At 60.1% G+C, this 14,587-nt stretch carries 11 protein-coding genes; 1 reads left to right on the forward strand and 10 read right to left on the reverse strand.

Annotated features, from left to right (window positions below):
- Positions 1–16 precede the first annotated feature (16 nt).
- The 4 genes from ADJ79_RS13885 to ADJ79_RS02795 all read right to left on the reverse strand — a co-directional run bounded on the left by ADJ79_RS13885 (position 17) and on the right by ADJ79_RS02795 (position 10,215).
- Positions 17–427 carry a hypothetical protein gene (locus tag ADJ79_RS13885; protein ID WP_156303982.1) on the reverse strand — a complete coding sequence of 137 codons (411 nt, stop codon included), beginning with the start codon at positions 425–427 and terminating at the stop codon, positions 17–19.
- Positions 424–3,609: a transglutaminase family protein gene (locus ADJ79_RS02785; protein ID WP_082202847.1), complete on the reverse strand. Its 3,186-nt coding sequence runs from the start codon at positions 3,607–3,609 to the stop codon at positions 424–426. Before ADJ79_RS02785 ends, ADJ79_RS13885 begins: the two co-directional genes overlap by 4 nt.
- On the reverse strand, positions 3,606–8,195 hold the full coding sequence (locus ADJ79_RS02790) for a carboxypeptidase regulatory-like domain-containing protein (RefSeq protein ID WP_156303983.1): 4,590 nt from the start codon (positions 8,193–8,195) through the stop codon (positions 3,606–3,608). Before ADJ79_RS02790 ends, ADJ79_RS02785 begins: the two co-directional genes overlap by 4 nt.
- 211 nt (positions 8,196–8,406) lie before the next feature.
- Entirely contained in the window at positions 8,407–10,215 is a 1,809-nt protein-coding gene (locus ADJ79_RS02795) for a DEAD/DEAH box helicase (protein WP_253273852.1), read from the reverse strand.
- Between the two features lie 41 nt (positions 10,216–10,256).
- Here ADJ79_RS02795 and ADJ79_RS15665 point away from each other — a divergent pair, with 41 nt between their 5' ends.
- Positions 10,257–10,484 carry a zinc-ribbon domain-containing protein gene (locus ADJ79_RS15665; RefSeq protein WP_371256898.1) on the forward strand — a complete coding sequence of 76 codons (228 nt, stop codon included), beginning with the start codon at positions 10,257–10,259 and terminating at the stop codon, positions 10,482–10,484.
- Between the two features lie 486 nt (positions 10,485–10,970).
- Here the strand turns inward: ADJ79_RS15665 and ADJ79_RS02805 are convergent, their stop codons facing one another.
- The 6 genes from ADJ79_RS02805 to ADJ79_RS02830 form a co-directional block, all read right to left on the reverse strand.
- Complete coding sequence (locus ADJ79_RS02805) at positions 10,971–11,198, reverse strand: hypothetical protein (RefSeq protein ID WP_050714694.1); 228 nt, start codon at positions 11,196–11,198, stop codon at positions 10,971–10,973.
- A 68-nt stretch (positions 11,199–11,266) separates the two neighbouring features.
- A complete protein-coding gene (locus tag ADJ79_RS02810) occupies positions 11,267–11,689 on the reverse strand; it encodes a single-stranded DNA-binding protein (RefSeq protein ID WP_253273853.1) in 423 nt (140 codons plus the stop codon).
- A gap of 51 nt (positions 11,690–11,740) precedes the next feature.
- The gene (locus ADJ79_RS02815) at positions 11,741–12,070 is read right to left on the reverse strand and encodes a hypothetical protein (protein WP_156303985.1); all 330 of its coding nucleotides are present in this window, start codon (positions 12,068–12,070) and stop codon (positions 11,741–11,743) included.
- A 267-nt stretch (positions 12,071–12,337) separates the two neighbouring features.
- The gene (locus ADJ79_RS02820) at positions 12,338–13,474 is read right to left on the reverse strand and encodes a PFL_4669 family integrating conjugative element protein (RefSeq protein ID WP_050716359.1); all 1,137 of its coding nucleotides are present in this window, start codon (positions 13,472–13,474) and stop codon (positions 12,338–12,340) included.
- A gap of 40 nt (positions 13,475–13,514) precedes the next feature.
- On the reverse strand, positions 13,515–14,018 hold the full coding sequence (locus ADJ79_RS02825) for a hypothetical protein (protein ID WP_156303986.1): 504 nt from the start codon (positions 14,016–14,018) through the stop codon (positions 13,515–13,517).
- A 106-nt stretch (positions 14,019–14,124) separates the two neighbouring features.
- Entirely contained in the window at positions 14,125–14,496 is a 372-nt protein-coding gene (locus tag ADJ79_RS02830) for a hypothetical protein (protein WP_050714697.1), read from the reverse strand.
- Positions 14,497–14,587 lie beyond the last annotated feature (91 nt).

Genomic DNA, 14,587 nt, shown 5'->3' on the forward strand with positions numbered 1-14,587 from the left:
TAAACCCATTTCAACCTTAAGCCTTATTTTTTCCAAAAAATAATTTTCCTAAACTTTCCATGAAAATACGAGCCGTAAAATATACAACCCCAGAAACAAAGGAGACCAAATGTACTACTTCTCCCCCATTCAGCCACCTCCTCAAGAGCAAAGTGGAAAAAAGCAAACCCAAGACTGAAAAAAATATACGCTTCCGGCTCACATTGTTTGATATTTCATTCATGAAGTTCCCGGACAAGGACATCATAACACACAAAAAAACCACTTCGGCAGCATATCTTTGATCAATATTCCAGAGGAATCCAAGAAATAAGCTGCCAGAGAGAATCATTGCGACAGCGAGTTCGGCAGCCGAAATGTCCCCATTTTTAAACTGATCTATAGATGAGTAGAAAGGAACCCAATGCCTGGGATTGTATTTATTCATGGACAGAATATCCTGTTCCCCTTTAATCCGCCAGTAACGCCCTGATGAAATGCAGAGATCAGATATCCTGCTGCAGCAAAGGAAACGGCTATCCCTACACCAGAAAAAAATAATCCCCCCAAAAAAACACCCAAAGCAAGCAAAGAAAATAGCCCTGCCATTGCTGGTCCACCACATCCCTCAGAAGTAATATTCATTATATCATAATATAATGATGTGGCAGATATGGCGAGCGACATCAATAAAAATACAGCCCCTAAAAGTCCGCCCACACCAGCCAGCAATCCAAGCACCAGGGCAGCAATAGCCGACCAACCAGGGTTGTTTTTGATCCACTCGGCCAAATCCATCCACCCGCCATTTCCCTTGCCTTCGATGATGTAGCCCCCGGCACCCGTATCCGGATCAACGACGACATACCCATACCCCGTCCAGCCATGTGAGTTGATTGGACTTTGATGTACGGTCACCTCTTTACCTGCCTGAATGGCGTTTCGGATTTCTGCTCCTGTGTCTCCCCCCACCGGGAGCTTCGGCAAAGCCATGGCCGCATTGTTCCGGTTGATCGTGTAAATCTTCTGTCCTTGGCTCTGCGCTATGGTAATGGCTTTGACAGCCGATATTCCTTCCGCACACGGTCGCAGCGCTGGATTCTTAATAATGCCGTTTTCATCGGTGTGCTTGCACTGGTTCTTGTCCACCCAGAACTGCTCCGGCACCGCATGCTCCATGGCACTGCTGTAATGCCCCCTCATCTTGTTGTAGGCAATCCAGCGGTTCTGCGCCGCACTTTTGCCATTAGCGGTTAGCTCAGGCTTGTTGTTGATGGCTGAGCTTGGGTTGTCATCCTTGACCCAGCGCATGTGTCGCAGGTGCCCCACGTCCATGTTCAAGCCTTGGAAGGTGATGCCTGTGGTCACGATGCCGTACAGCTTGTTGGGGCGCACTTGCGCATGGAATAGGCCGTAGCTCAAGGCTGGGGCATCGAACATCTGCGCCTGACCTGAGGCAAGGACGCCGTGGCTTTGCAGGCTGGCGAAGTAGCCCCAGATGGTGGCTGTCAGCAGGTCGCCGGTGAGCTGATCCCCCGTGACGCCTTTGAGGATGGCTGCTCGCTGGCTCTCCGGTGCTGCTTGTGCCCGCTCCAGGATGGCCTTGGTGTCTTCCATGCGTTTTTTGAGGCTGTCCAGCTGGGCTTGGCTGATGCCCTGGATGCTCAGGCCCAGCGCGGTTTGCTGCCCCGCAATGAGCTGATCCTGCGTTTCGTCCCACTGGCTGGCACCGTATCTGGTGAAACCGCCGACAGCCACGGGCTCGCTGCCGGCGCGTAGGCCATAGCCCTCGGCCTTGACTTGGCCATCTACCAGTATCTGCGGTTTGAGGCTGATGCTGGCGGGGATGATCCGAGGCAGTTGGCTTGGATCAGTAACGTTGGCGGGGATGAGCGCTTCGATGGCTCTTTGATCCGCCGCGCTGGCCGCTACCCACGCCAGGGTGAGTTTCTTGCCGGCCAGGCTGGCGGTGGGGGCGGTGAAGCTCAGGATCGGGCTGTCGCCCCAGGCAGCGCTCCTTTGATCCATGTGGATGCTGTACTTGAATTTGGCCCGCAGGCTGTCGGGGACTTCGCTGAATTGCTGGGTGCGGGCCTTGACGGTGTAGGGCAAGGTACCGGCCAGGTAGGGCAAGGGGTCGATCTGGGCGTTGCGCTGGCCTAGCACGTCACCGACGGTGCTGTTGCCGGCGTTCTGGCTGTCGATGTAGGTTTTGAGGCGGGCCTGGTAGGCGTTGAGCTGGCTTTGCAGGGCGGCGGTGTTGAGGTTTTGCACCCAGCCTTCGGCCTGGTTGGTCTGGGCGCCCTGTTGGGCGGCATTCAGGAGGGCGTTGGCGTCGAGCGGAACTGCGGCGGCCAGATCCATGCCGGGCTTGAAGCTGTATTGCTTGTAGCTGCCGTCCATGGGCACCCAGGTGTCGGGCTGGCTTTGGCCGGGCACGTGCCGGGCGCCACGGCCAGGATGGTATTGGATGAGGGCTTCGACCCAGACGTGCTCGATGCGCACGGCGCTGATCTTGCCGCCGGAGACGAGGGCGACGTTGGGGATACCGCCTTGCCCCAGCACCTGCTGGGCGGCATCAATGGTCTTGGCGCCGCCGACCCAGTTCATCATCTGCTCGGCGGGCACTTCGACGCTGCCGTAGACGTAGCGCGCCGGGATGCCAGCTGCGCGCAGCAGGGCTATGAGCAGGCTGGCAGTGTCGGTGGCGTTGCCGGCTTTCTTGTCCAGGGTGTCTTGCGCGCCTTGCACGCTGCCGTGGGTGGGCTGCCAGTAGATGTTGTCGTGCACCCACTGGTAGATGCGGTGCGGGTTCTTGCCCAGGTCGGCTGCCAGCTTCTTGATGGTAGAGGTGTGGGGAGCGTCGAGCGTGGGGGCCAAGTCATCAGCGGTTGGCGCGGTGGCGTTCTTGGGGAACGGGCGCTGGTTGGCCGTCGTTTTGTTGCTCTGAGTTGCGCTGGCTTTCTTGGGCGCGGGCAGGCGCAGCTTCTTTTGCAGCGCTTCTTCCGTGGCGGCCGGCTCGGTCTTCACCGGCTTGAGCACCTGCCAAGGCATATTGTTCAGGTTGATGGGCAGGTGCGTGGGCTTGGGCATTTCCTTGCCCAGGAAGTCGGCCAGAGCCTTGCGTTCGGCGCCGCCGCCGGTTTTGGCGGCGCGGAACAAGGTCATGAACTGCTCGTGGCGGGTGCGGAACTCTTTTTCGATGAGCTGCTGGCGCTCGACGATGGCGGCGCTGACGCCGGCGGTTTTCCATTGGGCGCGAAGGGCGTCCCACTGGGCCTGGATGTTGTCGGCGTAGCTTTGCAGGGTGTCGGGGTTGCCCAGATCGGGCGCGGGCATGCGGGCGTTGGGGTTGATCGGCCGGCTGGCTTGGTCGTAGATGCTGCGCAGCGCATCGGCGTAGCTTTGCTCGTCAGTAGTGCTGGCCTTGAACGTGGCGGCTTGGCTGCGCTTGAGCTGGGCTGCGCTGACCAGCGGTGCCAAGCTGGTGTTGACGACGGCGGCTATGACGATGGCGGTAACGCCACGCAGGAAGCGCCGACCCATGCCCATGAAGGGCGGGCGGTTCACGCCGCCGTGGGTCAGCGCCATAGGGCGCGCGTCGGAGGGGGGCATGGGAAACGGCTTCATTGGGCATCCTCCTGGCTCGAACGCTGGCCGGTGGCCACATCTGCTCTCCTATGGTTTCTTTTGCGGGCGGCCCCAGCAGCCAGGGCAAGCATCACTGCCAGCAACGCCAGGCCGCCTGGGGAGGTGGCGGGTACTGCCGTGATTCCATCGCCCGCGCCTGCCGGGCCGTTGACTCGGAATGTGGTGGTAGCGCTGGCCAACTCCACATCAACGTCATACGCCTTGGAAAAGGGGGGCCAGAACAAGGAGCGCGAAGCCTGCCGCTTGAGGTTGTTGCCATTGCCCAGCAACCTGGCCTTCACGGTGTAGGTGCCCCCAGGCGCATTTCGAAGCATCTGGGTCACATCTGAAGCTCGAATGGCGGTGGTGTTCAACTGGCCCAGCGTGTGGACGTGAGTGAACACCTGTCGGCCAGCCGGGTCTTGCACATGGATCATCACGCGCGCTTCGTCAATCAAGGTATTAGCGGTAAGGTTGCGCGCAAGAGTGTTCAAGCGCACCCGATCATCAGGCTGGTATTCAGCTTTGTCGGTGGCTACCGACAAGGCACCTTTGGGCGCACCAGCGGCCCCGCTGCCCGAAATGATAGCAAACAGCGTACTGGCGGTGCCCACGATCTCGCCCCGCACGTTCAAAAGATCGGCGATCAAGGTGTAGCTGCCTGCCGGGTAGGTCGCTGTGTTCCAGGGCTCCTCATGCTGGGCACTGGCACCTGGGGCCACATTCCCGAGCGCACGGCGCGCAAAGCGAACTACCTCGGAGCCTTGCGCATCGTTGATGCGCAGCACGACTTGCAGATTGGCGTCATTTCTGCCCTGGTTGGTCACCGTGGCTTGCAGTCGGGCCGCTGTTTGAGCCGGATAGCTGGGTTGATCGGTGGCGGCCACGATACTGGTCACCACGGGATCAGTGGAAGAGGCCCCTGTCGAGTAGTCGACACCGATGATGGTGTGGTAGCTGTCGTCGGTCGAGAAGCCGGAAATCGTCGCCAGGAAGGCCTCGTCCGCACTAATACGGCCTGGCCCGGCAGCGATGGCAATCCTGCCCGTGCTGTAGACCGTGCCAGCCACAACGCGGAAATCCGCTGCAGCCACAGACGCGCCGTTCAGTTTCAGGCTACCCAAAGCTTTTGTGGGGATCGCGATATTAAGGAAGTTCTCGTCGTACTTCGCCAAATTGACCGGGGCTGTGAACACGTAGTCGCGCAGGGTTTGCCGGATACCAGCGATAAAGCTGAACGCTGGATCGCCAGTGCCCGCTGCCGTTCGGCCTTTCAGGTATTGCCCGACCAGAATCGGCTGGCTGGCACTGATGTGCAAGTCCCGAGCCGTCTCGATTTCATGAATTTGACCGGCGTTGAGGATGATCGGCACCGCGCCGTTAATAGTGAGTTGCGTACCATCGGCGTGCGCCAGAATGCGCACCAGGTTACCGACGGAATCAGTTCTCGCCGTCTCTGGGACGATGTACTCACTGGCCCAATGCTGGATGGGGGGTATTTGCGAGAACAAGTGGTCGCAGTAAGCTACCCCGCTTGGCACATTGGAGCACTGAAAGCCACCAAATACCGCCAGTGGTTTACTAGATTGCACCAGGGTCCCCGTTAGATCACTACCCGAGCCAGCGGTGTAATAAACCGACTGTCCTTTGTTCAGCGTGATGTCGAAGGCTTTGCCGGCAGCTTGGCCGCTGGTGAAAGATTTGGCTGGCGTAATGGTCGCAACAGTCCCATCCGCTACCGCCGTAAGCGACATCTGCACGTAACCAATACCATTTCCCCAGGTCATGACACGGTGGCTCGTGCCCAGGGCTGGCACGTCCAGCAGGTAGCTCATGTCAGTCGTGAACTGCTGCCGATTCAAGAATGAGGCGCTAATAGGTTTGCTCGCATAAACCAGCATCGCCTTGTCCAGCACCGCGCCCGATGGGCTGAGGAACTGGCTGCTGGGCACCATGATCTCGGCCACGCCGCTGGCATCAATACTGAAATCATGGTTGACACGGCGATCGTTGCTGACCACCAACCCGCTGGTGCCAGGGGTTCCAAAGATGAAAAGGTAACCTACTGCGCCGCCTGAGTTGTTCGGATGTCCGACGGCGATCGTGCGCAAGGTCTGATCAACGCCCTGATTGCCGCGCTCTGGCGTGAGCAGGAGATCGAATTGCGTGCTGCCTTGTAAATCAAAGCCACGGCTGGTGCCTCGGTAGCCTGTCGCCGTCGCCGACAGGTTCCAGCGACCGGCGGTGATGCTGGCGAATTCGTAACGCCCTTGGGAATCCGCCACTGTTTCCCTGCTGTCGCTACCCGAGAACACCACCTTGGCACCCGCCACCGGACGGCGGCTTTGTGCGTCCAGCACCGTCCCGTAAACCCTTTGGCTGCCAACTACCGCCGGCTTGAGTTCGATCGGAATTTCGTAGCGCTGGCCGGCTTGCAGATCGACTGAGAACGCCACCGCGTCGTAGCCTAGCGCTGTCACCCGGAACTGCGTGGTGCCAGCATTCACCCCCGTAACCTGTGCCTCTCCGGATGCACTGGTTTGAACCTTGTGGGGGTTGCTTCCGCTCAAGGTGATCTGTGCGCCCTGAATGGGTTGACGTGTGGCCTCGTTACTGACCCGCAGCAGCAACTCAATGGGTTGACCCGGGCGAGCCACCGCTTTCAGTGGGACGTCAAATTGATGCTTGGCTCCTGCCGTCAACGCGATGGTCTGTGCGTGGCTTTGATAGCCGGGTTTTTCGATCAGAATCTCCCGGCTTCCGGCCAAACCGGAACTGGCGCTGACGGCATAGCGGCCCCGCGCATCGGTCAGAGCTTGAAGTCCAGTACTCTGAACACGGACGGTCGCGCCCGATAGCGGCAATGCCGTATCGGCATCCGTCACCACTCCTTCGAGAACTGTTTGATTCGGGGGCAACGCCGAAGCCGCAGCCAGCGTGATGGGCAGAATCACGTTCTGGCGACCCTGAACGTTGAAAGTGATGATCCTCGTTCCGTGTCCCGATGCAGAAGCCGTGACGGTGTTTTCGCCAGCGTTCACTCCGGTAGCAAAATAAGCCTCGCCATTGGCGTTCGCTTGGCGCTGGATCCCATTGAGCACCACGTTGGCACCCGCAATGGGCGCGCCGGCTTGCTCGCTGGCAACCACCACTTTCAGCGTACTGCCAGTCGCTCCGCGAACAAACTTCGGATCGAAACGCACCTGCTGACCTGCTTGCGCCGTAAAAGATGCTGTGACAGGCTGATAGCTTGAATAGGTGGCACGCAACGACGCTGCACCAGGCGGTACGTTCGCCAAGGTGTATTCGCCATTCGCATTGGTGGTTGTGCTCAGTGCCCCGACGGTAATGACGGCATTGGCCGCATTGCGCCATGCCACACCGTCATCAGAATATTGAGCGACCCCCGTGATGGTGACCGTGCTGGCGTTGCCGCCGCTGATCGCACGTAAAACGATGGTGCCAAGGTCCAATGCCTGTCCCTTGGACAGCTGAATATCCGTCACGAGGCCAAGAAAGCCTGTGGCCTGAATCGAGACTCGGGCAGAGCCCTCGGCGAGTTGAGTGAAACTGAACCGACCTTGAGCATCAGTGATGGCCTGTGCTCCTGCAGGCGCCAATTGCACCGTGACCCCGACCAAGGGTTGCCGCGCTTCGTTGACAAGTTGCCCCGTCACACTGGCCAGATCAGGGTTAGTGGCTGGTTGAGCCGCCAGCCAGAGGGCGCGCAGCGCCAAGGCGGTAAGGTGTGGTTCACTCGCCCAACTGCCGTCTGCTCGTTGCGATTGGCGCAGGGTATCCAGAGCCGGCCTCACGGATGTCGCGTTGTCCAAGCCTGGCAGCACGGCCAGCAGCGCTTGAGCCGTGCGCAAATCATCCCCCCACGCATGCTGCGCAGTTCGCTGATCCATCAGCCAAGTGCGCGCTTTGGTGAGCACGGCGCGAACAGCAGGCTGTTGCCGATACAAAGTCAAGGCCTGAACGGCCAATGCTGAGGTCACGACAGCATCACCATCGGGCATCAATGGCCATGCACCATCGACCTGCTGTGTGGCGGCCAGCCAGCCAAGGGCTTCGGACGCGGCTGCGCTGGATGCCCGGCTGGCGGCTAGGGCATGCAATGCCCAGGCGGTATCTTGCGGGTTGCCAGGATAGCCTGCGGCAGCGCCGAAGCTGCCGTCGGTGTTCTGCAGGGCGATCAGTGCGTCCAGCACAGCGGCATCAGCTGTGCCAGCCAGTTGGCGTGCCATGGCCCTGCGCGCCAAGTATTCGGTAGTGTCGGCAGAAAGGCTGTCGATAGCGCTGAACAGCGTGGAGGGCAGTGGCTGAATGGACAGTGCCTTGAGCGTACGTGCCGCTTCAGAGCGGGCTTGCAGTGGCAGCGCAGCAGAGGCTGGCTCGGACGCCAAGTGCCCATTGCTCTGGACTTGTGCCTGAAGCCAGCTAGCCCCGCGCTGCAATGCAGCATCGGCCGGTGTTTGCGCCTGCACCCGGGCATTGAAAACAGTGAACAGGCATATCAGCAGGAAGAAGCAAGCAGGCAAGCATTTCCTGATGCCCGGAAACAATGATGTCGCGTGATGCACTGCAAGCCTCCCCGTGCTGCCAAAGCGGTTGAATGGCTGACAAAGGCGATCATGAGCCACTCAACTTAATCTTACAAAAATTGCGGACCACAAAGATCTCGTGACTACTACTCTTTCCTGATCGCAAGCAGCTTTAAGTCCGGCATTGCCAATGCATGATAACTAGCCAGTTTCGCGTAGCAACAAAAAAGCTCTCTCACGAATACGCATCTCACGGCAGTTCTGCCCTGACCGCCTCCACCACATCCTGTTCCGTTTCCTGCTTGCTTTCCAGCAGGCGCCAGATGCCTTCATCGATCGTGCCCGAAACGAGTGGCACGATGACAAGCACGTCCCGCTTCTGACCCAAGCGATAGGCTCGATCCTCCGCCTGGCGCATCAGTGCCGGTGTCCATGGCAGCGAGGCGAAAGCCACATAGTTCGCCGCTGTCAGCGTGATACCTACGCCCGCCGCCGAGGTGGTCCCGATGAAAACCGTCACGTCCGGATCGTTCTGGAACGCGTCAATCGCTTTCTGGCGCTTGGCGCCGGAATCGGCACCCACCAGGGTCACACAGGCAATGCCGGCGGCGACCAAAGCCGACTGCATGGCCTCCACGGTAGCCATGTACTCGCAGAAGATGATGATCTTGTCGCCTTGCGCGAGGCTTTCAACGGTCTCGATCAGAAATGGCGTCTTCAGCGCCTCCAGGCATTGCCTCAGCCGGGTGATCTTGGGCATGGCCTGCAAGCTCATGTCGCTGTAGATCTGCCGATACGTGCCCAGCCCTTCGGCTGGCGAGATCCACCGAACCTGTCGTGACTTGCCGCCCAGGTCCTTGAGCACGTCCTTGCGCCGGCGCAGCATCCAGCCCTGGAGTGCCGCCGCCAGCACGGCACGTCTGTCACGATCACCCGTGTAAGCCTTGCGGAAATCCTTGAGCAGCATGCGTCCCAGCGGGTGGCCCGTCAGACGCAGCAGGGTATGCAGCTCGATCTCCCGGTTGAGCAGCGGCGTACCAGTGATGACGTAGCGGCGGGGAATGCGCGTCGCCATCACGAAGGCGTTGCGCGTGCGGCCGGCCTGATGCTCTTTCAGATAATGCGCCTCATCCACCGCCATGACCGCGAACCTCAGGCCTGTCTCGCGAACCAGGCCACCCAGGCGCTCATAATTCGCAATCACCCACTGACAGCCATACAGCGTGGCCACCACGGTCTGGCGGCTCTTGCCCAGACCCATGTCGTCACCCAGACAGGCGCCGCTTTGGCCCAGCAGGTGGCGCACACCGACGAGCTGGTAGTCCCGCAGGCCCGCGCTTTGCCCTGCTTCTGCCAACAGATCCTCATCGACTGGCAGCAGCCCGCTCTCATCCAGCTCGGCCGACAGAAAGCCCGTGCCGACAGGTTCCTGCGGTGCAGACTCCCCCCGCTCTGGCGTTGCGCCCGGAACCTGGATGGGAGAGCTGCCTGAGCCGGCCGCTGCCAGGCTTTCCAGCACCACAGGCTGCTCATGCACGAATACGAACTCGGGCGCCACGCCCGCCAGGCGTTGCAGCGATGCGAGGATCTTCTCAGCACCGCCCTGGATCTGCCAAGCCGCGGCCGGCTTGTGAAAACGCCCACCCAGCGCCCGCATGGCCTGCACGCAGGGCACGTCATAGGCAAAGCTCACCGCATGCTCGCCCTGGCCGGGGTGAACCAGGGGAAAGACCTGCACATCCAGCAGCTGGGTGAAGTAGTCCGGCTCAGGCGCGGCCAGGGCCGCCGTCAGCAGCCGGTCCGCGCCATCCAGGTCCACATGCTGGCCCGCGTAGAGCCGTTGCAGCCAGGCCAGGCACTGGCCCGCTTCCGCCAGATGCACCGTCCACATCCGCCGGCCGGGATGCCACCAGGCACCTGCCCTCGCCAGCTCTCGTCCCATGCCAGGCACGGCGTGCAGCTGCATGCCCAGCCGGCGACCATCGCTGACCGCGTGGATGAGCAGCTCAGGGGGACGCAGGGCAATGGGGGAAAATAATTCTGGCAACTTGCGATTCACAATGGTTTTTTCCCGGCCCCAACCCAATTCAGGAGGTCCAGATGGCACTTCGTCACTGCCAGGAATGCAATCACTCCATCAGCACAAGCGCTCAGTTTTGTCCCGCCTGCGGAAGCAGCGATCCATTTGGATGGAAACGCGCAGCCAAGAAACGGGAACTCTGGGGACTGCTTCTGGCCAGTCTCATCATGTTGCTCTTGGGCCTGGCTCTCAAATTTGGCTGGATCAGCCTGCCAACGCTCAGTCAATACCTTCACAAGATCAGATAGTGTCCTGAAATCCCTTTTCAGCTTCTTTCTGGCACTTGGCCACCATCCATTTATTTCCTGGCCTGGAGCCAGGCGAAATCTAAAGCCTCCCTGTCGATCAAAAAAACCACCGATAATCCAGTAGTAGTGCAGATGCGGTTTAACGCGCGCCGCATCCTGCTCCAGATACATACTCAAGACCTGGGCAAAATCAAATCCCGACTCAAAAACCACATAAGGTGCGGCAAGACATGATATGAACCCGTGCCCTTCGCAGCTGGCAAACGTGGAGCAAACTCCGACCACGTTCAGTGAATCCACCAAGCACCTGATTCGAGAGTCAATGACGTTTTCCGCCAGAGCCTGGACATAAGGGCGCGGAGCGCCATATGGAGTTCCGGGTTGCATGACGATTACTGATGGCAACAAAGGGCGGGAGAGAAAGCCAAGCAAAGGCTGCCCGAGGGCATTTCCCCCAATGCCCTCAGAGGCGTTCTCTCCCATGAATCACGTTCTGGCCGCATAGAACCTGTGGCCGTTTTCATTCCTGCACTTGACGCGGCCATCCGCCACCAGCTGCAACAACGCCATCTGCGTTGTTTCCCTGCCCCACCCCGTGGCTTTTGTCAGGCGATCCAGCGTATCCGGCTCGATTGAAATTAGCTTGAAAAGCGTTTCCTTTTTCGCCTGGGGGCTTTCATTTTCCCTGCTGACCGGTTGAATTGAATTGGACATTTTGGCTCCTTGCTTTGGAAACTGGCGATGCCTTGACCAAGGAGTCCATTCACTCTATTTTTTTGCTTTTATTCGCTGTTTTCCCGGCTCTTGGGTGTGGCAAACGTGATTGACTCGATGCGGGTCAGCTGCAGGGCAACATCCTCGGCCACCACCTTGATGACCTGCACCTCCGTGCCATCCTCATTGCGCGCCTGGAATTCCCGTTCCTCGCCAATGACCAGTACCCGCGCGCCCTTGCGCAGCAGCTTGGCACAGGCCTCGGCCTTGGCGCCGTAGATTTCGACCTCGCGCCAGAACCCGCCAACCTGCTCCACGTCACCCGCATCGTTCTGGCCGAAGCGGGCAAACATGACGCGCATGGTTGCCACCACGAAATCACCATTGCGCCCGGCCACAGTCTTCAGATGTGGTGAGTCGCCCAGATTGCCTTTGCCGATAAAGAGGTTCTGCATTTGCCATCCTTCTTGCGGTGCGGTTTCCCAGGACATGACGGCTGCACCACGACCGACATATCCGCATGACTGCGCCGTGCTCCCCTGTCAGGGCGGCACCGGCCGCGCGTACAGCCGCATTTCGCTGGCGCTCGCGCGTGCCTGCAGGCTCCGGCAAGCCTTGCGCACCTGCAGATGCCTCGCATTGGCCTCCATCGCCTGCCGGGCCAGTTGCGCATACCAGCTGCGCAGCGGTTCGGCATAGGACTGGTAACGAGTGGCGCCCTCGTCCCATGACAGGTGACGCTTGCGCCCGCTGACCTCGCGCCAGCGCAGGAACACGTAGCCGGTGGCGTGCCGCTGATGCAGCATCAGGTACAGCTGGGCGCCCGCCACCGCCTTGCTGGCCGCAGCCAAGGCCCGCATGTCCTGCTCCACCGTGTCAAGCTTGGCGTGGGCCTGACGCAGCTCATGACGGATGCCCCTACCCGTAAAGGCCTTTGTGTCAACGTGCTCTTGACACTTCATGCTGCTTTCCGGGTCCGATGCCTGCCGCCCACGATTGACCGTCTCGCCCTGCCGCAGCCTGGTGCCCACTGCCCTTTCGATACCCTGCCCTTTCAAAACAACGCCCTTTCCTGACGAACGCCTTGCATTGCCGCAGCTTCCTGCCTGCACAGATACCGCTGAATCAGCACACGCACCTCAGATCAGCCCTGCATCAGATTCCTGCGTCTCCCCGGCCGGAACGACCTGATCCAGCCCTTGTTCTGCCTCCTGCAGTTGCGCACCAACCGTTTGCAGCAGCTGCCGCTCGGCCACAGAGATTTGCAGGCGACGCCGTGAATGACGCGGCTGCAGTCGCGCGGTGAACACCTCGCTGGGCACGGTCCCGAATACGCCTGATGCAAACTCCACGCGCTTTGCAGCCTCCTCGCCTGCCTCTGGCACGAAATCGGCCCGGCATAGCCGTCTTACCTCCTCACGGGTGAGCCAGCGGTCGAAACGGGTGGTCTCGTTGAAAACGCGCCGGATGAAGCGCGTCATCTCCGTGATGGACTGCCGGACCTGCTCGTCAGAGCGCAGGTTCTTGCGTGCCAGGGTCTTTTGCAGGCGCACGTAGTAGTCGAAATCCACGATGAGACTGGAGACGGCGTAGCCATACGGCGAGCGGTATCCCAGGTTCAGCACCTTGGGCTCAGCCGATTGCAGCAGCGAATAGTTCAGCCCCTTCTTGCGCTGCTCCGCCAGCAGCTCGGTGGCTTCACGGGTTTCACGGGCCAGCCGCTTCTCGATCTCCTTGATCGTCTGTTCGTGACGCAGCAGTGCCCAGTCGGCATAGGGGTTGTCATTGCCAGTGAGCAGCCACAGGCCGCGCAGCGCAGCCGCCACCCGCTTGCCGCCCACGATGGGTGCGGCCTCCTTGCCCGGCTCCCGCATGCGGCCCATGAACATGCGGAACGCTTCCTTGGTGTGCAGCGTCATCTGGTCCACGCCGTCATCCACCAGCGCGCCCAGCTGGTCCATGCCGCGTGCCTCCTCGGTCGGCACGATGGCCTCCGCACCCTTGCGGGCATCGAACTGCCTGCGCATGTTTTCCAGGCGCTCCTTGCGGTCTTCCAGCTCGATGTAGCTGTCGTATAGCGGGTCGCTTTCCGGCATCTCGCCTGCCATGAATCCGGCCAGCGCCGCTTCCTCTCCCGCAATGCTGTAGCCGTCGGGGAACGGAGAGTTCGGCTCCGTCACGAAGCCGGTTCCTGATGCCGGAGGCACCATTGCGGCATCCTCCTGGGCGGGTTTTGCTGCGGCAGGCTTGCTGCCGCCTGTTTTCCTGGTAGCCATGTTGGTAATCCTTGCGTAAAGCGGTTGAAACGTTTCCGGCTCAGGGCTGCGCGTGCCCGGTGGCTGCAGAGCGGGCCAGCAGCCAGGCATTCACCCTGCGGTCAGCCCAGGGCCAGAGGACAAAATGAATCCAGACGGCGGCAAAAGCCGAGGCAAGGCAAATGCCGCTCAGCAGCCAGATGGCGTGCTGATCGAGGAGGAGAAAGCCGCCGGACTGGCAGCTTCCCAGCACCAACCGCGCCGCCGTGTCCGTGTGGTCCTGCCCGCCAATGCCATGCCAGATGACTGGTAGCATCAGCACAGCGAGCATGGTGACGGCCCGGTGCCCGCCCTGCATCGCGACGGCTGCTGCCTTGTGGCGATGGATATTCAGCCCAGTCCCTGCGCCACGCTTCAGGCCCGGCATCGCATGGCGAAGCTCAAACACCGCCAACCCTGCCAAGCCTGTCAGGAAAACCAGGACACCCATGAGCATCAATGCCAGCCCCATGACATCCAGGGTTTGAGAAGGACTGCACATGCCAATCAGCGTCCCGGAAGTCATCTGCTCCGCCCTGGTCATCTGTGGACTTGTCGTTGCTGCCGCAGTCGTGGCGGCGCTTATCAAGACGGATAGCACCGAGACAGAGAAGTAGCCAGCGCGGCGCATCTCACGGCTCCTCAGCCACGTTGCTGTTGACGTGATCCAGGAATGGAAACCCATCAGCGCGCAACCCAGGCAGAAAGGGACTGACGGGCTGCCGCAGCAGAGCCATCACTGCGTCGCGGTCCACTTTGATGTGGGTGCGGTAATTGGAGTGAACTTGAACCTCCAACAAACCCCAATCCACCATTCGATCCAATGACCGCTGAACCTGTTTTTTCTCAACTCTGCCACCTAGGTAGTCAAGGGAAATCTTGGCGGCAGTGGTCTTGAAGTCCACCTCATCCGCATGCTGATGCAGCGCGACATAGAGCACCGATGCATCTACGTAATTTCGAAGACGGTGCATTAACTCAATAAAAAGATATTGGCTTTCCATTCCATCTCCATGCTCAAAAAATAGTCAACTGGGACAAAACGGGCCACGCGGCACGCCGTGCCGTGTGGGACAATTTGTCCCACCCGCCTGC

This window comes from Ottowia sp. oral taxon 894 (assembly GCF_001262075.1).
Classification (GTDB): Bacteria; Pseudomonadota; Gammaproteobacteria; order Burkholderiales; family Burkholderiaceae_C; genus Ottowia; species Ottowia massiliensis.

Excerpts from the sequence above, each read along its gene's own strand:
- ADJ79_RS02820 (WP_050716359.1), bottom strand. The coding sequence starts at position 13,474 with ATGGCTACCAGGAAAACAGGCGGCAGCAAGCCTGCCGCAGCAAAACCC.
- ADJ79_RS13885 (WP_156303982.1), bottom strand. The coding sequence starts at position 427 with ATGAATAAATACAATCCCAGGCATTGGGTTCCTTTCTACTCATCTATA.
- ADJ79_RS02810 (WP_253273853.1), bottom strand. The coding sequence starts at position 11,689 with ATGTCCTGGGAAACCGCACCGCAAGAAGGATGGCAAATGCAGAACCTC.
- ADJ79_RS15665 (WP_371256898.1), top strand. The coding sequence starts at position 10,257 with ATGGCACTTCGTCACTGCCAGGAATGCAATCACTCCATCAGCACAAGC.
- ADJ79_RS02785 (WP_082202847.1), bottom strand. The coding sequence starts at position 3,609 with ATGAAGCCGTTTCCCATGCCCCCCTCCGACGCGCGCCCTATGGCGCTG.
- ADJ79_RS02805 (WP_050714694.1), bottom strand. The coding sequence starts at position 11,198 with ATGTCCAATTCAATTCAACCGGTCAGCAGGGAAAATGAAAGCCCCCAG.
- ADJ79_RS02825 (WP_156303986.1), bottom strand. The coding sequence starts at position 14,018 with ATGACTTCCGGGACGCTGATTGGCATGTGCAGTCCTTCTCAAACCCTG.
- ADJ79_RS02830 (WP_050714697.1), bottom strand. The coding sequence starts at position 14,496 with ATGGAAAGCCAATATCTTTTTATTGAGTTAATGCACCGTCTTCGAAAT.